Below are 19861 nucleotides of genomic sequence, written 5' to 3'. Positions count from 1 at the left end.
AACCCATATCAGCCGTTACCTAAATAACGGATATGTACACGACCAAAGGCCACCCATGGAAAAGTCAAAGCTACGCAAACTAGGAATGCTCACGGTAATCACAGTCGCCATAGGCCTAATCATCTACACGGTCCAAGCCCCCGCCGACACACCGCAATACCTCACCGCCACCGCCTCACGCGGCGACATCGAAAACGCCGTCCTCGCCACCGGCCTGCTCGAAGGCATCAAACAGGTCGACGTCGGCGCCCAAGTCTCCGGCCAACTGAAATCCCTCAAAGTCAAAGTCGGCGACAAGGTCAAAAAGGGCCAGTGGCTGGCCGAAATCGACCCATTGATCCTGCAAAACACCCTGCGCAAAGCCCAGGTCGACGAAGAAAACCTCCAGGCCCAACGCCGCGCCACAGCGGCGCAGCTCAAGCAGGCCAAGTCCGTATACGAACGCTACAAAGGCCTGCAGATTGACGAGTCAGTCTCCCGCCAGGACTTCGAAGACGCCGAATCCACCTTCCAGGTGCAGCAGGCCAACCTGCTGTCCCTGGACGCGCAGATAAAAAGCGCCCACATCCAGATCGACACCGCCAAGGTCAACCTGGCCTACACCCGCATCGTCGCGCCCATCGACGGCGATGTGGTGGGCATCGTCACCCAGGAAGGCCAGACCGTAATCGCCAACCAACTGGCGCCGGTACTACTCAAGCTGGCGGACCTGGACACCATGACCGTCAAGGCCCAGGTCTCCGAGGCGGATGTGATTCACATCAGCCCCGGCCAGCAGGTCTACTTCACCATCCTCGGTGAGGCCGACAAGCGTTACTACGCCAAGCTGCGCGGCACGGAACCGGCACCGCAGAACTTCCTGGAAACCCAGACCGCCGGCACGCCGAAGCAGAACACGGCGGTGTTCTACAACGCACTGTTCGACGTACCCAACCCCGACCACCGCCTGCGCATCGCCATGACCGCCCAGGTACGTATCGTGCTCGACACTGCCGAGGCCGCGCTGATGGTGCCGGTGGCGGCGCTGGGGGCGCGCAACAACGACGGCAGTTACTCGGTGCGGGTGCTGGACGCCAAGGGCAAGGCGGTGTCGCGGGACGTGAAGACCGGGATCAATAACAATGTGAAGGTGCAGATCCTCGAAGGCCTGGCCGAAGGCGACAACGTGGTGATCGGCGACGCCACGCCGGCTGTGGCGGGGAACTGACGGATGACTCAGCCACTGCTGGAACTCAAGGGCATCACCCGCAGCTTCATGGCCGGCGAGCGTGAATTCATCGCGCTCAAGGGCATCGACCTGACGATCCATGCCGGGGAAATGGTCGCGATTATCGGCGCCTCAGGCTCAGGGAAATCGACCCTGATGAACATCCTCGGCGGCCTGGATTACGCCACGGCCGGCAGCTACAAGATCAACGGCATCGAAACCCGTTCCCTGGGGGATGAGCAGTTGGCCGAACTGCGCCGCGATTACTTCGGCTTTATCTTCCAGCGCTACCACTTGCTGGCGCACCTGAGTGCCTTGCACAACGTGGAAATGCCAGCGATCTACGCCGGCACACCGGAAACCCAACGTCACAGCCGCGCACGGGAGTTGCTCGCGCGGCTGGGCCTGTCCGGTCACACCACCCATCGCCCCAGCCAGCTCTCCGGTGGCCAACAGCAACGGGTGAGTATCGCCCGTGCCTTGATGAACGGCGGCGAAGTGATCCTCGCCGACGAACCCACCGGCGCCCTCGACACCCACAGTGGCAAAGAGGTGATGCGTATCCTCGCCGAGCTGCACGCGGCGGGGCACACGGTGATTATCGTCACCCATGACCCCAAGGTCGCGGCGAATGCGCAGCGCATCGTCGAGGTGAGCGATGGCGAGATTGTCAGCGACAAGGCCAATGAGCGTGCTGGCCTGGAGCTGCCCTGCGAAACACCGATAGAACCAAAACGCAGCGGCGCCCGGCGCTTGGTGGCGAGCCTGGGGTTGTTCAAGGAGGCCTTCAACATGGCCTGGGTCGCGCTGGTGTCTCACCGCATGCGCACCTTGTTGACCATGCTCGGTATCGTTATCGGTATCACTTCGGTGGTGTCGATCTCGGCCATCGGCGAAGGCGCCAAGCGTTATGTGCTCAAGGACATCCAGGCGATTGGCAGCAACACCATCGACATCTTTTCCGGCACCAGTTTTGGCGACAGTCGCGCCTCGGCCATCGAGACCTTGATGCCTTCGGACGTGGACGCGTTGAACCAGCTGTATTACGTCGACAGCGCCACGCCGGTGGTGGGCCGCAACCTGTTGCTGCGCTTTGGCAATATCGACCTGGATGCGCAGGTGAATGGGGTGAGTGACCGCTACTTCAAGGTGAAGGGACTCAAGCTCGAAGCCGGTATCGCCTTCAGCGAAAGCGATGCACGGCGCCAGGCCCAGGTGGTAGTGATCGACCACAACACCCGTCACCGATTGTTCGGCCCGAACGTCGATCCGCTCGGGCAGGTGATCCTGGTGGGCAACCTGCCGTGTACCGTGATCGGGGTCACCGCTGACAATAAGAACATGTTCGCCGCCAGCAAGGCGTTGAACGTGTGGGTGCCCTACGAAACAGCGGCGGGGCGTTTGCTGGGGCAGCGCCATCTGGACAGCATCACCGTGCGCATCAAGGACGGCCAGCCGAGCAAGGTGGTCGAAGACAACGTCAACAAGCTCATGCTGCAACGCCACGGCACCAAGGATTTTTTCACCAACAACCTCGACAGCATCATGCAGACGGTGCAGAAGACCAGCCGCTCCCTGGCGTTGCTGCTGTCGTTGATCGCGGTGATTTCGTTGCTGGTGGGGGGCATTGGCGTGATGAATATCATGCTGGTGTCCGTCACCGAGCGTACCCGTGAGATCGGCATTCGCATGGCGGTGGGGGCGCGGCAGTCGGATATCCGCCAGCAGTTCCTGGTGGAAGCGGTGATGGTGTGTTTGATCGGCGGGCTGATCGGGATCTCGCTGTCCTACGCCCTGGGCTTTCTGTTTTCGTTGTTTGTAAAGGAATGGGAGATGGTGTTTTCCCTGGGTTCGATCATCACGGCGTTTGCCTGTTCGACGTTGATCGGCATTGTGTTCGGCTTTGTGCCGGCCAGGAATGCGGCGCGGCTGGATCCGATCGAGGCGCTTGCCAGAGATTGAGGAACCCGCTGCAGGAGCCGGCAAGCCGGCTTCTGCAGTGTTTTTTACGAGAGCGTGTCCTCAGTGGCATACATCCACCGCAACAACGAATGCCGCCCGCTGATCCCCAGCTTGATCGACGCGCGTTTCAGGTAGCTTTCGATGGTGTTGACCTTCAACGCCAACTGCTCCGCCAACTCCGGCGCCGTGCGCCCGGCGAGCAGGCCCACGCACACCTCAAGTTCACGGTTGGACAAGGTCAACCCTGACTGCACCAGTCGTTCTTGAATGCGCCTGCGCAGGGTTTCGATACCTTGGTTTTCCGGCACTACCGCGTCGCTGTCCTGGCGGCACGGTTGGATCGCGGCGATGTGTTTTTCCACCATGGGCAGCAGCAAGGTAGAAAAGTCCTGCAACATGCTGCGTTCCTGGGGCGAAAAGCTTTCGGACTGGTGCGAGCGATACACCGACAACACGTAGCGCACGTCATCCTTGCGGCGGGTGAGGTGCAATTGTGCGGCGGGTTGTTCCTCGCCCAACGCCTCCACCGAATCGGTGTAGACCGGGCTGATCTTGCGGCGGGTTTGCCCGTCGGCGCTGACCTGCAATTGCGTGATATGGGTGGCGTCCACTGCCAGTTGGGTGAGGATCAGGTCATGCAGCATGCGTGGGAAATGGCGGCTGCCGGTGCTGGCGATGACTTTGCCAATATGAGGGAACAGCTGTGAGTTCATCATTTCGTCCATGAGGCGTGCAGGTATTCGGCCTTATAGCGACGGGGATTAAGATACAAGCCAATGCGAATAACCTACCGTGATAGTCCTTCCCGCCGGAACCTATGCTAGTACAGCCTGGCGACGGGAAGGGGATCCAATCTTAAAAAATCGGATTAAAAACTCACAAGCTTAGAAGGACGCGTAATAGCACGGTTGCACTTGGCCAGTGCCTGTTGCACATCCGCCAACAGGTCGGCAACGTCTTCAAGCCCCACCGACAAGCGCACCAACCCTTCGCTGATCCCGTGCGCCGCACGCTCCTGCGGGGTGTAGGTGGAATGGGTCATGCTCGCCGGGTGCTGGGCGAGTGACTCCGCATCACCCAGGCTGACCGCACGGGTAAACAGCTTGAGTGCATTCATGAAGCGTCTACCGGTTTCTATGCCGCCCTTGAGTTCGAAGGCAATCATGCCGCCGGGCAGTTTCATCTGCTGTGTCGCCAATTCGTATTGCGGGAAAGAACGCAACCCTGGGTATGTCACCCACTGCACGGCCGGGTGCGCCTGCAAGGCTTCGGCCACGGCCTGGGCGTTGCTGCAATGACGGTCCATGCGCAGGGCCAGGGTCTTGAGGCCGCGCATCAACAGTGAGGCGTCCTGCGGCGACATCACTGCCCCGGTCAGGTCCTTGAGGCCTTGCAGGCGAATGCGCTGGGCCAGGGCCTGGCTGCTCACGGCGATGCCCGCGGTGATATCGCCATGGCCGCTGAGGTACTTGGTGGCCGAGTGCACCACCACATCGGCGCCCAGGTCGAGGGGGCGTTGCAGGTAGGGTGTGCAGTAGGTGTTGTCGACGACCAGGGTGACATTTGGCTGCTGGTGGGCGAGGGCAGCTACGGCGGCGATGTCCACCAGTCGCAGGTTGGGATTGGCCGGGGTTTCACAATAGATCATGCGGGTTGCGGGGCTGAGAGCGGCTTGCAGCGCTTCGAGGTCGGTGAGGTCGACATGCCGCACTTTGATACCGAATTCACCGATGCCATGGTGCAGCAGTGCAAAGGTGCAGCCGTACAGGGTCTGGCTGACGATCACCTCATCACCGGGGCGCAGCAGGGTCCAGAACGTCGCGGCAATCGCGCCCATGCCTGAGCTGAACGCCACGGCAGCTTCACCATTTTCCAAGGTGGCCATGCGTGATTCCAGCAGCGCCAGGGTCGGGTTGGAAATACGTGTATAGAAGTGGCCGCTCGCTTCGCCGGCAAAACAGGCGGCGCCGTATTCAGCGGTTGGGAAAGCAAAGGTGGCTGACAAATAAATCGGCGGGACGAGTGCGCCGTGGTGGTCTTTTGGGTCATAGCCGTGGTGGATGGCGCGGGTGGAAAAGCCGAATGCATTGTGTTTATTGTTCATGTCGGACGCTCCTTATTTCCTACAATGCTATGCTCATAACCAGAGATGAACTTTGCAATATTTGCTGCTAATTCCCGCGTCATGGGATGAAAACCTCATAAAAATAAAGAATAGAGGCACGTTATGCCTGTCAGTCTCGACCGTACCGATAAAGCACTTTTAAACGCGTTGCAGGGCAATGCCCGTCTCACGGTGGCTGAATTGGCCGACCGCGTTTCCTTGACGACCTCGCCGTGCTGGCGGCGGGTGCGCAACCTGGAAGAGAGTGGGGTGATCAGTGGGTATCAGGCGATTCTTTCGCCCAAGGCATTGGGGTATGGCGTGACGGCGTTTGTCAGCATCATGATGGAGAGTCACACCCAGGAAATTGCTCGGGCGTTTGAGCAACGGTTGTTGGAGATTCCGGAGATTGTGGCGTGTCATAACGTGTCCGGACGTTATGACTTTTTGTTGGAAGTGGTGGCGAAGGACCTGGAGTCGTTTGGGGAGTTTGCGCGGGAGGTGTTGCAGACGTTGCCTTGCGTCAAGGAGATTTATTCAAGTTTTTCTTATAAATCGGTCCGGGCGTTGAGGGTGATTCCGTTGCCGGCGTAAGGCGCAGGCCGTGGGGCTGGACTCGCCGCAGGTTGATCATGAGGGATGGCGCATAAGCAGAGGGATGTGGATACTGCCCGATTGATCAAAAAGCACGAGGAGAGCAGATGAGCACCATACGTTGGGGCATGATCGGCTGTGGCAGTGTCACTGAAGTGAAGAGTGGGCCGGCTTTCTACAAAGCGCCAGGTTCTGCGTTGGTGGCCGTGATGGGGCGCCGCGAAGACGCCGTGCGTGATTATGCGGCACGCCACGGTATTGCACGCTTCTACACCGACGCCCAGGCACTGATCAACGACCCTGAAGTGGACGCCGTCTACATCGCCACGCCGCCCGACAGCCACCTTGAGTACAGCCTGATGGTGGCGGCGGCCGGCAAGCATTGCTGCGTCGAGAAACCCATGTCGCTGAATGCCGAGCAGAGCGCATTGATGCAGCGCACGTTCGAACGTGCCGGGTTGCATCTGTTTGTTTCCTATTACCGCCGTTCGCTGCCGCGCTTCCAGCAAGTGCGCGACTGGCTACGGGATGGGCGCATCGGTGAGCTGCGCCACCTGACCTGGACCCTGTGCAAACCACCGGCTGCCCATGACGCCAATGCCGCCAACTGGCGCACAGACCCAAGCGTTGCCGGTGGCGGTTATTTTGCCGACCTGGCCAGCCATGGCTTTGACCTGTTCCAGTACCTGGCCGGCGATATCATCGAAGTGTCCGGTTACACCTCGCGCCAGGAAGGCCGTTACGCGGCGGAAGATGCCGTGACGGCCAGCTGGCGCTTTGCGTCCGGCGCGCTGGGCATGGGCTGCTGGAACTTTGTCGCGGACCGTCGTGAGGACCGGGTGGAACTGATCGGCAGCCGTGGTCGAATCCAGTTCTCGGTGTTCGAAGACCAGCCCCTGCGTCTTGCAGGCGAGACGCAGGAGGTGCTGGAAGTACCGTGCCACGCGCATATCCAGTGGCATCACGTAGTGGCGATGAACGCGCATATTCGCGGCAAAGCCGAACATCCGTCGTTGGCCATCGAGGCGCTGAAGACCGATCGGATCCTGGACAAGGTGCTACAACGTAACCCCCATCATCCTGGCTAGGCTCGATAGAGTTTTTCTTTTTTCCAAGGAATAGACGGATGAAATACTGGTTAGCGATCGGGTTGTTACTGGCCACCAGTGCAATGGCGGCTCCGCGTAGCCAAGGCACGCCGGGGGAGTTTGATTTTTATGTGTTGTCGTTGTCGTGGTCGCCGACCTTTTGCCTGACGCACCCGGACAACGAACAGTGTTCAGGCAAGGGCTACGGGTTTGTGTTGCACGGCTTGTGGCCGCAGTACGCGCGGGGAGGGTGGCCGGCGTCGTGCTCGCCGCAATCGCAGTTGAGCCGCGAAGAAATCGAAAAAGGCGCAGCATTGTTCCCGACCCGTTCACTGCTCAGGCACGAATGGACCAAGCATGGCACTTGCAGTGGCCTGGAGCCGTTGGCCTACCTGCAAAAAACCGATGAGGCGCTGGGCGTGGTGAGCATTCCGCAGCAACTGCAACCCTTCAACACGCCGCCATCGCTGCAAGCCCGTGAGATCGAGGCGCTGTTCCGCGAGAGCAACCCGCGCATGGGCAACCATGGGCTGGCGGTGATCTGCAAAGGCAAGGTGTTCTCGGAAGTGCGGGTGTGCCTGACCAAGGACCTGGCGTTTACCGGCTGCCCGCGCAGTGTGAAAACCCAGTGCCGCGACGGTGATATCCGTATCCCGAGCCAGCGCTAAGGCTGCATCGCCAGGCGATAGCGCTCATCAAAATCCTCGGCCAATTGCGCCAAGGTGACCTGGCCCAGGCGCTCCAGCAGCAGCGCCTGGGCTTGCTCGAAGGCCTGTGTCAGCGCGGCGTTCACCGCTTGTTCCACCAGGCATTGCGGGTGGTCGGTGGACAAACCGATAGCGAATATCGACGGCGTGCCCAGGGCGTTGTGAATCTCCAGCAGGGTGATTTCACTCAACGGCTTGCCCAGGCTCCAGCCACCTTGATGGCCCTTTTCCGAACGGACATAGCCCTTTTCCTTGAGCAGCCCGAGCGTGCGCCGCACTACCACCGGGTTGGTGCCGAGCATCTGCGCGATGGTTTCCGACGTGGCGCGCTCTTCATGGCGACCCATATGGATCAGCACGTGAAGCATGCGCGAAAGGCGGGTGTCATTTCTCATCAAGTGGCCTCGGTTCATTCAAGCCGAAAGTATCGTTCGTAACCCTAAAAGTTGCGAGACGCTTGACGGACTATTTTTACGTAACTTATGGTGTGTCGTGAAAGCCCTCGGATAACCGAGGGCACACAACATGGGGTCATTTTCATGATGTACGACGTGATTATCGTGGGTGGCAGCTACGCGGGCCTGTCTGCCGGCCTGCAACTGGCGCGGGCGCGGCGCCAGGTACTGGTGATCGACTCGGGGCAGAGGCGCAATCGCTTTGCGGCCACCTCCCACGGTTTTCTCGGTCAGGACGGCCAGGCGCCGGAGATGATCGCTGCCGAAGGGCGCAGCCAATTGATGGAGTACCCGACGGTCACGTGGGTGCAGGACCGCGTGCTTCAGGCCGAAGGTTGCAGCGTACGTACCGAATACAACGGTACGTTCCAGGCCAAGCGCCTGATCCTCGCCACCGGCGTTGTCGACGAGTTGCCCAATATCGAAGGCCTGCAAGTACGTTGGGGCAAGCATGTATTCCACTGCCCGTACTGCCACGGCTATGAGCTGGATCAAGGCCGTATCGGCGTACTCGCCACCTCACCATTGGCCATGCACCACGCACTGATGCTGCCGGATTGGGGCACCACCACCTTGTTCACCAATGGCGTGTTTACCCCGGATGCCGAGCAACAAGCGCAGTTGGATCGACGTGGGGTCAGCGTGGAAAACGCGGCGGTACGGCGCATCAGCGGTGAGCGCGCCAACCTGGAACTGGACGATGGCCGAGTCTTCAACCTCGACGGCATCTTCACCATGTCCCGCACCCGCATCAGCCCCCTGGCCGAGCAACTGGGTTGCGAACTGGCCGACGGACCCACCGGCCCTTACCTGCACACCAACGACATGCGCCAGACCTCCGTGCCTGGCGTGTTTGCCTGTGGTGATACGTCGCTGGCCGCCGGTTCCGTCGCGCTGGCCGTGGCCGAAGGCGTGCGCGCCGGGGTGGGCGCGCACTTTTCGTTGATCAATGGTTGAGGTAGACCGGACTGTCGGTGGACAACGAGGCTTTGACCCCGTGGGTCATGTCGGTGATCAGCACTTCTTCACGCTCGTCGCTCAAGGCCTGCAAGGTGAGGGCGACCACTTCCTGGGGCGTACTTTTCGGGGCTTGCACATCGGCCACCATGTCGGTGTCGATGTAGGCCGGGTGCACGCCGATCACCAGGGTGTTCTGCTCACGCAACTCGCCGCGCAGGCCGTTGGTGAGGCCCCACTGGGCGGACTTGGAGGCGCTGTAGCCACCGGCGCCCGGAGGGCTCAGCCAGCTCAGAACCGACAGCACATTGATCAACGCACCGCCGCCTTGCTTGGCCAGGATCGGCGCAAAGGCACGGCTGACGCGCAGGGTGCCGAAGGTGTTGACGTCGAAGTGCTGTTGGAGGTTCTCGACGCTGTCCTCCGCCAACAATGAGCCGTACTTCAGGAACCCCGCGTTGTTGATCACGATATCCACGTCCGTGCACTGCTCGGCGGCGCGTTGCACGCTGGCCTGATCGGTGATGTCCAGGGCAATCGGCGTGCTGCCGGGGATGTTCACGCTGCTGGGGTCGCGCGCACCGGCGTAGACCTTGGCTGCGCCGCCTTCGAGCAAGGCATTGACGAACGCTTTGCCCAGGCCGCGATTGGCACCGGTAACCACTACCACTTTTCCACGAATATCCATGATCAGCTCCAGGCTACAAATTAGGTTTAATGATGAAACTGTTTTTATCCTGTGCCTGTTGGTCCTATAATGCAACCTAATTTTACAGCTGCCTGGAGGGCCGACGATGAAACGCAAATGCCTGGAAGGCGATTGCTGCCCAGTGGCACGCGCCCTGGACGTGGTGGGTGACTGGTGGACGCTGTTGATCATCCGCGATGCATTCGCCGGGGTGACGCGCTTCGGTGATTTCCAGAAGCACCTTGGCGTGGCGAAAAACATTCTTGCCACCCGCCTCAAGGACATGGTCGAGCAAGGCTTGCTGCAAACCAGCGAAGTCGGCGCGCGCAGCGAATACCAGCTCACCGACAAGGGCCGCGCATTGATGCCGGTGCTGGTGACACTGGCGCAGTGGGGCCAAGCCTTCACCGAGCCGGAACATGTCGGCACCCAGGTACTGGATGCACGCTCGCTCAAGCCGCTGCGCAACGTCGAGATCCTCGCCGAGGACGGTCGGGTGTTGGGTATTGACGATATTGTCACTCAAGCGCCACTGGCTTGATCCGGCGCAGGCGCTAGACTCCAAGCACCGTCTCCCATTGGAAGGGACATCGCTTGAGCGCCGATTTCGAGAGCAAGACCACGTTCCAGGGGTTGACCTTCAAGCTGTACCGAGGAGAGGGCGCCGCACTGCTGGCGTTCGACCTGGCGCCGGACCTGGCCACCCCTGACTTTGTCGGTTTCAGCATCGAAGTGCGCTACCCCGGCGCCACCCATTGGGGTGTGCTGCACAACCGCCTGCACTTCGACTATCCACCCACGCCCGAGCGGCCGCGGACTTTTCCGTCCACCGAGGCGCCATTCCAGAAATTCCGCTGGATCCATGTGCCCAGCGAGATCCTGCCAGGCTTTTTCCGCTACCGCGTCACCGCTTGCTACATGGGCGCCGATGGCACATTGAGCAAAGGTGTCGGGGTAGAAGGGCAGGTGAGCCTCGAAGCGCAGACCATCAGCCATTTCGTCAATATCGGCTTTACTCGAGGCTTTGCGTCCTCCCAGGCGTACGGCGACCGTTTCGACAATGAAACACGTATCCTGCCACCGGCCCGTTCCGCCCCCAATGCCTACCTGGAACTGGACATGGCGCCTTTCGAGCGCAACTACCAATGGCTGGGTTTTGAGGCACGGCAGTTGATTCTGCAGGTGCTCGACCAAGTGGCGAACGACCCCGAGTTGACCCTCGACGCGTTGATCTACGAAAGCAAGGAACCGGACATCCTGCGCCGGCTGGAACAGCTTGGCCCGCGCCTGCGTGCAATCATCGACGATCATGGCGACCAGGGCGCCGCCGACAGCTGCGAAAGCATCAGCGCCGCCCGCTTGAGCGCGGCCGGAGCGCAGGTCAAGCGTCTGCATTTCTCCAGCCAGCAGCACAACAAAGTGTTGATTATGCGCCGCGCCGGCAAGGCGATCCGGGTGCTCGGTGGTTCCACTAACTTTGCCTTGCGCGGCTTGTATATCCAGGCCAATAACGTGCTGTTGTTTGACGACGAAACAGTCGCGGGCAAGTTCGCCGAAGTCTTCGACGCCTATTGGACCTCACCCACGACGTTCCGCAAGCACCCGCTCTCGCAACAGTGGTGGGTGGTGCGCGACGAGCCGGGCTCCAAGGTGTCGCTGTGTTTTGCGCCGCATGCCGACAGCGCGTTGTCCCTCGATCCCATCGCCACCAGCATCGAAAAAGCCACCAGTTCGGTGCTGTATTCCATCGTGTTCCTGAGCCTGATCAACGGCAAAGTACGCACAGCACTGGATGAACTGATGCAGCGCGCGCTGTTCTCCTACGGCGTGGCCCAGCGCACCGGCAAGCTGGCCGTGCGCAAGCCGGACGGTTCGGTGGGGCTGTTGCCGTTCGCCTACCTGGCGAGCAACGCCCCGGCGCCGTTCAAGTCGGAGTGGTCGGGCAATGCGGGGAACATGGTGCACAACAAGTTTGTGGTCACGGACTTCAATGGCGCCAACCCCACGGTGTACACCGGTTCATCCAACCTGGCCGGCGGTGGAGAGAAGAACAACGGCGACCACCTGATCCGCATCGAAGACCGCAAGATCGCCGTGGTGTATGCCATCGAGGCGTTGCGCCTGTTCGACCATTTCCACTTTCGCGTCAATGCCAGCCAGCCTGGCGCGCTGCAAACCCTGCGTCTGGCCAAACCTCCGGCTGCGGGTGAGAAAGCCTGGTTTGACGCCTACTATCGCCCCGGTCATGTGAAGGCGCGGGACCGCGAACTGTTCGTCAAATAGGCCCCGGCTGGCCGTCCACCAACTGTTGGAACAACGGCGTCAGCAGGTCGATCAGCACCTGCGGATCGGCCTTGGCCAATGCCGACAATTCCAGCATCTGGCGCATCACCTGAAAGCCCGACACCAGCGCCATCACCAACGCCGCGCGTTCTTCGTGATGGGCGCCCTTGAGCGCGGCGGCCATGGTCGCCTGATGGCCCTTTTCCACTTGCTCGCGGCCGATGATCGCCGCGCGTTTGCTGGACGCCGAATGCAGCATGATCAGGAAACCTTCCAGCGGCGTGCTGCCGGCTTCGGTGATGCTGACCAGTGCGGTAGCCATCGTGCGGCCGAGGTTTTCCGAACTGAGATTGTTCTCGGTGAGGATGATCGGGCTGGCCATGGTGTCGGCGATCACTTCGGCAAACAGCTGCTCCTTGGAGCCGAAGTAGCGGTTGACCAGCATTGCCGTCACGCCCGCGCCGGCGGCGATTTCACGCACCCCGGCACCGTCATAGCCCGACTGGGCAAACGCCTTGCGTGCGGACAACAAAATGGCTTCGCGGGTGACGGCGGCATTGCGCCGGCGTGGAATGGGGTTGGGCATTGGCATCCTGACGTGGCTGGAAACTGTGGGCGCGCACACGGTGCGCGCCCACAGGGTACAGGGTCTATTTGCTGTCGAGGAAGCCCAGCAGTGCGGCATTGAACAACGCCGGGTCTTGCAGGAAGGCAAAATGACTGGTGTTCGGCAGGATCAGCAGGCCAGCACCGGGGATGGTTGCGGCCATGTACTCGGTGTGTTCGCGCTTGATCGCTTCGTCATGGTCGCCGTCGGCAATCAGGATCGGCGTCTTGATGCTTTGCAGTTGCGCGTCAGTCCAGTTCGGTTGGCTGGCCCACATATGGCTGATTTGCTCGACGAACGCGTCGTACTCTTTTGGCGTCGGTGATAGCTTGGCGTACTCCTTGCCCGCGCGTTCGATAAAGGCGGCGAAGGTCGGATTTTTCTCAACACCGTCTTTTACGCCAGCGGTCTGGGTGTTGGCGGCGAAGGCGAACACTTTGCCGATACGGTCCGGATGACGCAGGGCCAGGTCGATGCCGATGATCGCGCCGTCGCTCCAGCCGACGATGTCGGCGCGGGGAATTTTCAGGTGGTCGAGTACGGCCACCACGTCGTCGGCCATCAGGTCGTAACCGTAGGGTTTTTCATCCCGCGAACTGCGCCCGTGGCCACGGCTGTCGATGCTGATCACCGTGTGTTTGGCCGACAGCGCCTTGACCTGGTTGCCCCAATAGTCGGAGTTGGACAGGCCGCCGTGCAGCAGCACCACCGGCGAGCCGTGGCCGGTGCGGGTGTAGTAGACCTTGATGCCGTTGACGGCAGCGTAGCCGGTCTTGGCGCCGGCCACGGCGGCGGGTGTTGGCGGCAGGGTTTCCCAGCGTTCAGCGGCTTGGGCGGCGGAAAAAGACAGCATCAGGCAGGCAGCTGCCAGCAGGCGACGTGACATAGCGGTTCCTTGTTTGCGATGAGTAGGGGCTGAACTCTAGCACCGGCGCCAGCAGCGGAAATACGCATTTTTGCCTATCAAAACCGGCCGTTTGAAAGAAAAAAATGCAGTTATATCAATGGAATAAAAGCGTCTAAACGACCTTGTGGGTGATCAGGCTATTGGCACAATCGATCAGCGTCTCGCTGCTGGGGCGCGGCTGCCAGCCCAGCATCACGCGGGCTTTTTCTGAGGTGTGGCGGTGTCGGCGGCCGAGGTTGGGGGTGAGGCCGCGCAGCAGCGGATCGAAGCGTGCCAGCAGGCGCAGCAGCCAGTCCGGGATGTTACGGCTGGGCACCTTGTTGGCGGCGTCGCCCAAGTGGTCGCGCAGTATCTGGGAAATTTCTGCCATCCACAGGAACTGCCCAACCCCCAACAGCCGCTGTCCGGCGGCGGCCGATGCGGTCATGGCGCGGATATGCAGGGCGGCGAGATCGCGTACATCCACCACTTCGAAGCCCAGGCGCGGGTTGCCTTTGGCGCGACCTTGCAACAGGCGGGCGATGACTTGCACGGACCCGAGGGTGTCAGCGCTCATGATCGGGCCGAACACCGCACCGGGGAGCACGGTGGTCAGTGTGGTCGGGCCGGTCTGTTTGTGCATGAAGTCCCACGCGGCACGCTCGGCCTGGCGCTTGGCGTGGCGATACGGGGTCACGTGGGTTTCATTGGGGTCGAACCACACGGACTCGTCGCTGAGGCTGTCGGGACTCTGCAAGGGTGGGGTGGCGACGGTGGCGGCGCTGGTCATGACCACCCGGCGAACCCCCGCGTGGGTTGCTGCACGCAGGACACGCAAGGTCCCGTCCCGCGCCGGGGCAACCATGTCCTCCAGGTGTTGTGGCGCATCCAGGCCCAGGGGCGAGGCGACGTGCAGCACGTAATCGCAACCGGCCATGGCCGCGCTCCACCCCTCATCGCGAGTCAGGTCGGCGGCAAAACAGGTGAGCCGGGTGTGGTCGATACCCTGGCTGCTCAAGGCGGCGCGCAGGGCCGGTTCCTTGGCCAGGCTGCGCAAGCTGGTGCGCACGTCATAACCCTGTTGCAACAGGCCTGCCAGGCACCAACCGGCGATGTAGCCCGTGCCTCCGGTGACCAGAACCGTTTCCGCCATGACCTTTCTCCCGCCTGTGTGAATGAATTCAGGCTGACTCTAGGGCTGAAATCGCTATAAGTCTACAGCTGTATACAAAATTCCCCAAGGAGGGGCATTTTGTTCAATACCCCGATCCAGTTGCTCTCTACCGTAGAGCCTTCGTCACTCGTTCGAATAAAAAGGAACTGCAATGAGCTTGATCATTTCCATGGCCGCCTTCGCGTTGGCCACTTCCATCACGCCGGGACCGGTGAATGTGGTGGCGCTGAGTTCGGGGGCGCGTTTCGGGTTTGTCGCCAGCCAGAAACATGTGGTTGGCGCTGCTGTGGGGTTCACCTTGTTGCTGGTGCTGATCGGCCTGGGCCTGCATGAGGTACTGGTGCGCTGGCCGATCCTGACCCAATTGATCCAGTGGGGTGGAGTGGCCTTCCTGCTGTACATGGCTTGGAAGCTAGCGGTGGACGATGGTCGACTGGATGCCGAGGGCACTGCCACCGCACCGTCGATGCTGTATGGCGCGATCATGCAATGGCTCAACCCCAAGGCGTGGCTGGCCTGTGTGGCGGGGATGGGGCTGTTCGTCGCGGACGGCGACGCCGCGCAAGTCTGGCTGTTTGCGGCGCTTTACCTGGTGATCTGCTACCTGTCGGTGGCCTGCTGGGCCTATGCGGGAACCTTCCTGCGCCGCTACCTGGGCAATCCCCAGGGCGTGCGGGTGTTCAACCGTTCAATGGCCGCGTTGCTGGTGGCCAGTGTGGGTTATTTGCTGATGGCGTGAGCCGGTCGCGGTACTGCCCTGGTGTGGCAGCGAAGTGCTGTTTGAAGGTGCGCTGGAAATGCGCCTGGTCGGCGAAGCCTGCGGCCAGGGCTACATCGGCGATCAACTCGCCCTGGCGCAATTGCGTACGGGCAAACTGGATGCGCTGGTTGACCAGGAACGCATGGGGCGTGAGCCCGTAATACTGCTTGAACGCACGGATCAGGTAGGAGGGCGACAGCTCGGCCGCACCGCAGATATCTTCCAGTTTCAGCGTCTGCGTGCAGTGCTCGCGGATGTAGTCGGCGGCACGCTCCAGCTTGTGGTTCACCTCGCGCAGTGGCGCATCGCAAGGGTTAAGGCGCTGTTGCACCTGCGTGAAGTAACTCACCAGCGCGCTTTGCTTTTGCAGGTGTTCGGCCTGTTCATCCACCAATAGGGCGTGCAACTCCAGCAAGCCGCTGTACAGCTGTGGGTCGCGGGTATGCGGGGTGGTGAACGCTCGATAACCCTGGTCGGTGCTGAAACCCAACTGGTATTGCAAGTCGGTTAACCAGGGCGTGTCGATGTACAGCATCTGATAGGACCAGGGCTCATCAGCGATCGGATTGCAGGCATGCACATCGCCGGGGTTCATCAGTACCACGGTGCCTGCGCTGATTTCGAAGGTTTCGGTGCCGTAGTGGTAATAGCTGCGCCCGGTAGTCACCGCGCCGATGGAGAAATGCTCGTGTGCGTGGCGGGTGTAGGTCACCTTGCGGCCGTCGGCAATGGTGCGCGCTTCGATGAACGGCAAGGCGGCGTCGCGCCAGAAGCTGGGGGCTGTCGCGCTGGCGCAAGAGGACATGGCAGGGCACTCCGAAAACATTCGCTGTGTAGGTTTATCTATTCCCGCCGCACGTTCAAGGCTTCATTTGGCGGCCAGTGCCATGCTCAGCAAATAATCGGCCCACGGATCATCGCCACGGCTGAGTTGCGCCAGGCTGGGCACCAGCAAGGCTTGGGCGTGCAGCTGTGCGCCTTGTTGCAGGTAGTGGCGCTCGATAATGATGTTGGCCAATGCCTGCGACCGGGTTGAGTCGAGGCTGCGCGGGATGCGGTGCCCATCGGCGTCGGGCTCCGGCAAGTGATCGACTTCGGCCAGAACGCTGTCCAGCTGGTTGATATGCACCCCGGGCAGGACTTTCACCGGCACGTCTTTCGAGGGTTCGGCGCCTGTGGCGTAGGCTGGCCACTCGAACGCCAGGGTTGACAAGGCTTGCCCCGTCGCGGCGGCATTGCGCAGGGTGGTGTAGTTCAGGTCTCGCCGTGGGCGCATCAGCAGGTATTTGGGGAAGCATTCGTACACGTGTTGGTCGCTGTAAAAACTGGCACAGATAATCAAACCGAACGTCCCGACCGGCCCGGTGCCGCGGCGCAGGGAAAAAAATTCTACCTTACCGAACTCCAGCGCCTCGCGGCGGGGCAGTGACAGTGCAGGCAAAGTGCTCAGCAGGTAGTTACTGCAGGCGGCTTGCATCCATTTCAGGTGCTCGGCAAAGGCCTGGGCGAACACTGGGTTGAAAGGCGGTAGCTGATCAAAGCGCCGCGCCATTTCCGCGAAGTGAATACCTGGGTCCGAGGAGGCCCAACGGCGTGACGAGGCGATCAGTTCATTGGCGATGTACAGGTCGATCAAGGCGTACTTTTTGCCGGTGTGAGGGTTGTTCTGCGACTGGCCGTTCGGTTGCCATTCCCATACCAGGTCTTCCAGCAATAATGACTGCGGGTAGACCTTTTTCAACGCCTCAAACGCAACCTGGCGGCGGGTCGGGACCGGTTTGTTGAAGGTGTCCTCGGCTGACTGCAAGCGTGAGCGCAGGCTGTTCAGTTCCGCGGTTGCGTGATTTGTCTGCTCAATGGTGTATCGCGCCTGGCGCGGCACGATGCCGTTGGTAGCTGCCCAGGTGAGGATGGGCGGAGTCGCCTCGGGCGAATCCAGGAACAGGCTCCAGCTACCGCGCAACGGCTGGTAGGCCACGTAAAGAATTTCGTCATGGCTCATCTGGCGGGCGCTGCCACGTATGCGTTGCTCCAGATAGGTGGCGTATTGCTCGAACAGCACCCAGGACTGAGTGCTTAGAAAAGACAGCGAGTCAGGAATATCCCGCACCAGCAGGTGGGGCGCCTGGCCGCACAGCATCAAATGCGCTGCCAGGGCGGCGGTAGCGGGGTCAAAGCCTCTGAAGCTGTTTTCGATTTGCAGACGTACGAACGCCACAGACTCGCCCCAATAGTAAGGGGCCGCCCAGTCCAGGCCATTGATACGGGTAGGGTGCTCGTCGGCATGGGAGTCGACGCTGAGGATCAATGCCGCCCACACCAACGCGCTACGGCCGGCGCGCCCGCCGGGTACGCTGGCCTCGCTGCCTTGCCATTGCACGGCCTCGTCCAATCGCCTGGCGAGTTGCTGCGCGCGGGGCGACGCGATCAGGCGGCCCATCAGCAAGTCGGCTTCAGCCCTGACGTCCATTTGCGTCTTATCCGTCAGCAGCGGTTCACTGAGATAGCCGAACAGCGATTGATCCGGGTCAGGCAGGAAGGCGCGACTGACGCTGAGTAGCCGCTGGCGATCCGCCTGAGACAACGTCCACCCGGCTGGATGCGCAGCTTTGGTGGGTATGAGCGCGCGCCAGTAGTTGCTCTCATAATTCGGGTGGACCACGGTGATCACTAGGCGATCGGCTGTGCGTCGCGCTTCCTCCAGTGTGCTGGGCAGCGGGATGTTATAGAGCCGTAAGGCCTGGCGCAGGCTGATGGCCTCATTGGTACGCAATTCGCCGCCCAGTTGTTTGGCCACGGTCAAGAGCGCTTGCACCAGGGGTGCCAGTCGAGCCTTGGCCATCACCTCTGTCTCAAACGATTTCCAACTGCCGTCCGTGGCAAAGGCGCCCATGCCCGTTTCGACACTGAATAGCACATGGCTTTTGCGGTCGATTTTATGTTTGGCGAATATCGCCGCAAACTCAGGTTGGTCGACCAGCTGGCGCAGTTGCAGGCGTGCGGGCATTAACTTGGGCGGCAGGACGTCGGCGTCGATGCCAATAATTGCATCGAGCCCCGTGGAGCCTTTGAGTGTGCCGCTGTCGGCCGCGCGATGCAGCGCGTCGCGCAGGCTGTGGCGATCATTGAGCATGCCGATAAAGCGGCTGTAGATGTAGCGCTCGTCGAGGCTGCGAGCCGCCGCGTAAAGCGTCGGCGCTGGCATTGGCCGCTGGCGCAGGCGTGCCACCAGCGCCGTGCATTCCGTTGCGCCAGCGGGCTGTTTGATGCCGTAGACCTGCAGGCAGCCGGCCAGGCTCAGGCTGTGGTCGGGGTAAATGTCGAGGCCGATTTTATCCGCCAGGCGTGTCAATGCATGCCAGCGCAAGCCCGGGGACTCGGGGCGTAATGCGTAGGCTTTGGCGCTTGCGGTAGTGGGACGGGGCTGCACATGGATGGCCTGTGCAGCGCGATCGTAATAGTGCTCGGCCACCGCTGCCGCCTCGCCTTCTTTGCCATTGTCCTGGAGGACGCCGTTAAGGTACTGCGCCGCGCCTTTGAGCGAGCGTGCCAGCCATGAGGCCGACGTGAGGTGCAGGCGGGTACTGTGCAACGCTGTGCTGTCGAACGGCGCAAGGGCCTGCAAGGCATTGGCCATTTGCTGGAAATCCAACTGCTGGTCGAGGCGTTCGCCATGCAGCAACGAACGGTTCAGGCCCCCGGCATCAATGGAGGGAAAGGCGTCGGCGGCGCGCAGCTCTTCACTGATCACCCAGGCTTGCAAGCGGTTGGTGGGCATGGGATACCCGTGGAACGCCAGGACACGATCCAGGGATAACGTACGCGCCGGGTTGTCGACGCGATCGCCGATATAGGGCACGCCCAGCTCGGCCGGGTCCAGCAGTTGGGCGATGTAGATAATCGGGTTGGCGACTCTCCACCAGCCGGAGTCATCTGCCAGGTTAAAGTGTTGCAGGGTGGTGCGCGGTTGTGTCTGGCCCGTCAATACACCATTGCGCACCTACAATGTGGCGAAGTCTAGCTGCCGACGGTCGGCCCAGTCGAGGAAGTTGCTGTGGTTGATGGCTTTGTGTAAAACCTCTTCCCATTGGCCCAGCAAGGACAGCTCGGAAACGTTCACCTGCGTGCTTGTCGGAGGCAGTTCAGGTGCGTCAAGTAGGCTCAGCAGTTGGGTGATCAGCTCTCGGTCACCCAAGCGTCGCAGGTCCTCTCGATCACTGAGTTCGGCGGTTGTGAAGTGTGCTCGCGTCAACGGCAAAGCATTGGGAGAAAAGTCTTCGGGGGACAAGGCTAGAACAAACAAACCATCCATAGCGGCGGCCTTCTACTGTGAGGGTGACCCGTATGATTGGCTCACTCGGGCGCTCGTCGACAGCAGGCCGCTCGCTG

Annotated in this window: 19 protein-coding genes; 9 read left to right on the top strand and 10 right to left on the bottom strand. The window is 61.2% G+C overall.

Going from position 1 to position 19861, the window contains the following annotated elements; translation table 11 throughout:
* Positions 1-55: 55 nt before the first annotated feature.
* Together macA and HX823_RS27220 are read left to right on the top strand one after the other, a co-directional pair.
* Positions 56-1207 carry a macrolide transporter subunit MacA gene (gene macA / locus HX823_RS27225; protein ID WP_177077625.1) on the top strand — a complete coding sequence of 384 codons (1152 nt, stop codon included), beginning with the start codon at positions 56-58 and terminating at the stop codon, positions 1205-1207.
* Between the two features lie 3 nt (positions 1208-1210).
* The gene (locus HX823_RS27220) at positions 1211-3169 is read left to right on the top strand and encodes a MacB family efflux pump subunit (RefSeq protein WP_177077623.1); all 1959 of its coding nucleotides are present in this window, start codon (positions 1211-1213) and stop codon (positions 3167-3169) included.
* 44 nt (positions 3170-3213) lie between these two features.
* On the opposite strand, the gene HX823_RS27215 is transcribed toward HX823_RS27220, so the two are convergent.
* Together HX823_RS27215 and HX823_RS27210 are read right to left on the bottom strand one after the other, a co-directional pair.
* A complete protein-coding gene (locus tag HX823_RS27215; protein WP_177077621.1) occupies positions 3214-3882 on the bottom strand; it encodes a response regulator transcription factor in 669 nt (222 codons plus the stop codon).
* Positions 3883-4037: 155 nt separating this feature from the next.
* Entirely contained in the window at positions 4038-5273 is a 1236-nt protein-coding gene (locus tag HX823_RS27210) for a methionine gamma-lyase (RefSeq protein ID WP_038846595.1), read from the bottom strand.
* A gap of 123 nt (positions 5274-5396) precedes the next feature.
* On the opposite strand from HX823_RS27210, the gene HX823_RS27205 reads away from it, so the two are divergent.
* The 3 genes from HX823_RS27205 (at position 5397) to HX823_RS27195 (ending at position 7623) form a co-directional block, all read left to right on the top strand.
* Positions 5397-5867: an Lrp/AsnC family transcriptional regulator gene (locus HX823_RS27205; RefSeq protein ID WP_038846593.1), complete on the top strand. Its 471-nt coding sequence runs from the start codon at positions 5397-5399 to the stop codon at positions 5865-5867.
* Positions 5868-5974: 107 nt separating this feature from the next.
* Positions 5975-6955, top strand: a complete 981-nt coding sequence (locus HX823_RS27200; protein WP_177077618.1) for a Gfo/Idh/MocA family protein — start codon at positions 5975-5977, stop codon at positions 6953-6955.
* Positions 6956-6993: 38 nt separating this feature from the next.
* The gene (locus tag HX823_RS27195; RefSeq protein WP_177077616.1) at positions 6994-7623 is read left to right on the top strand and encodes a ribonuclease T2; all 630 of its coding nucleotides are present in this window, start codon (positions 6994-6996) and stop codon (positions 7621-7623) included.
* On the opposite strand, the gene HX823_RS27190 is transcribed toward HX823_RS27195, so the two are convergent.
* Positions 7620-8057, bottom strand: a complete 438-nt coding sequence (locus tag HX823_RS27190) for an Rrf2 family transcriptional regulator (RefSeq protein WP_038846582.1) — start codon at positions 8055-8057, stop codon at positions 7620-7622. The two genes, HX823_RS27195 and HX823_RS27190, sit on opposite strands and share 4 nt — an antisense overlap.
* Positions 8058-8201: 144 nt before the next feature.
* On the opposite strand from HX823_RS27190, the gene HX823_RS27185 reads away from it, so the two are divergent.
* Positions 8202-9074, top strand: a complete 873-nt coding sequence (locus tag HX823_RS27185; RefSeq protein WP_177077614.1) for an NAD(P)/FAD-dependent oxidoreductase — start codon at positions 8202-8204, stop codon at positions 9072-9074.
* Here the strand turns inward: HX823_RS27185 and HX823_RS27180 are convergent.
* On the bottom strand, positions 9064-9762 hold the full coding sequence (locus HX823_RS27180; RefSeq protein ID WP_177077611.1) for an SDR family oxidoreductase: 699 nt from the start codon (positions 9760-9762) through the stop codon (positions 9064-9066). The two genes, HX823_RS27185 and HX823_RS27180, sit on opposite strands and share 11 nt — an antisense overlap.
* A gap of 106 nt (positions 9763-9868) precedes the next feature.
* Between HX823_RS27180 and HX823_RS27175 the strand changes: the two genes are divergently transcribed.
* Both HX823_RS27175 and HX823_RS27170 read left to right on the top strand, forming a co-directional pair.
* A complete protein-coding gene (locus HX823_RS27175) occupies positions 9869-10303 on the top strand; it encodes a helix-turn-helix domain-containing protein (RefSeq protein ID WP_033902288.1) in 435 nt (144 codons plus the stop codon).
* 53 nt (positions 10304-10356) lie between these two features.
* Positions 10357-12045: a phospholipase D-like domain-containing protein gene (locus tag HX823_RS27170; protein ID WP_177077609.1), complete on the top strand. Its 1689-nt coding sequence runs from the start codon at positions 10357-10359 to the stop codon at positions 12043-12045.
* Here the strand turns inward: HX823_RS27170 and HX823_RS27165 are convergent.
* From HX823_RS27165 to HX823_RS27155, 3 genes are all read right to left on the bottom strand, one after another.
* Positions 12038-12631: a TetR/AcrR family transcriptional regulator gene (locus HX823_RS27165; RefSeq protein WP_033902286.1), complete on the bottom strand. Its 594-nt coding sequence runs from the start codon at positions 12629-12631 to the stop codon at positions 12038-12040. The two genes, HX823_RS27170 and HX823_RS27165, sit on opposite strands and share 8 nt — an antisense overlap.
* A 64-nt stretch (positions 12632-12695) precedes the next feature.
* Positions 12696-13538, bottom strand: a complete 843-nt coding sequence (locus tag HX823_RS27160; RefSeq protein ID WP_038846569.1) for an alpha/beta fold hydrolase — start codon at positions 13536-13538, stop codon at positions 12696-12698.
* A gap of 133 nt (positions 13539-13671) precedes the next feature.
* Positions 13672-14691, bottom strand: a complete 1020-nt coding sequence (locus HX823_RS27155) for an NAD-dependent epimerase/dehydratase family protein (RefSeq protein WP_177077607.1) — start codon at positions 14689-14691, stop codon at positions 13672-13674.
* Positions 14692-14863: 172 nt separating this feature from the next.
* On the opposite strand from HX823_RS27155, the gene HX823_RS27150 reads away from it, so the two are divergent.
* Positions 14864-15451, top strand: a complete 588-nt coding sequence (locus tag HX823_RS27150; RefSeq protein ID WP_033902283.1) for a LysE family translocator — start codon at positions 14864-14866, stop codon at positions 15449-15451.
* Here HX823_RS27150 and HX823_RS27145 read toward each other — a convergent pair.
* The 3 genes from HX823_RS27145 to HX823_RS27135 all read right to left on the bottom strand — a co-directional run bounded on the left by HX823_RS27145 (position 15393) and on the right by HX823_RS27135 (position 19784).
* Complete coding sequence (locus HX823_RS27145) at positions 15393-16277, bottom strand: AraC family transcriptional regulator (protein ID WP_177077605.1); 885 nt, start codon at positions 16275-16277, stop codon at positions 15393-15395. The two genes, HX823_RS27150 and HX823_RS27145, sit on opposite strands and share 59 nt — an antisense overlap.
* Positions 16278-16340: 63 nt before the next feature.
* A complete protein-coding gene (locus HX823_RS27140; protein WP_177077604.1) occupies positions 16341-19457 on the bottom strand; it encodes a hypothetical protein in 3117 nt (1038 codons plus the stop codon).
* 15 nt (positions 19458-19472) lie between these two features.
* Entirely contained in the window at positions 19473-19784 is a 312-nt protein-coding gene (locus HX823_RS27135) for a hypothetical protein (protein ID WP_177077602.1), read from the bottom strand.
* Positions 19785-19861 lie beyond the last annotated feature (77 nt).

Source organism: Pseudomonas sp. P7759 (genome assembly GCF_013386445.1).
Taxonomy (GTDB): domain Bacteria; phylum Pseudomonadota; class Gammaproteobacteria; order Pseudomonadales; family Pseudomonadaceae; genus Aquipseudomonas; species Aquipseudomonas azotoformans_A.
This window is presented reverse-complemented; position numbering and strand designations above follow the sequence as displayed.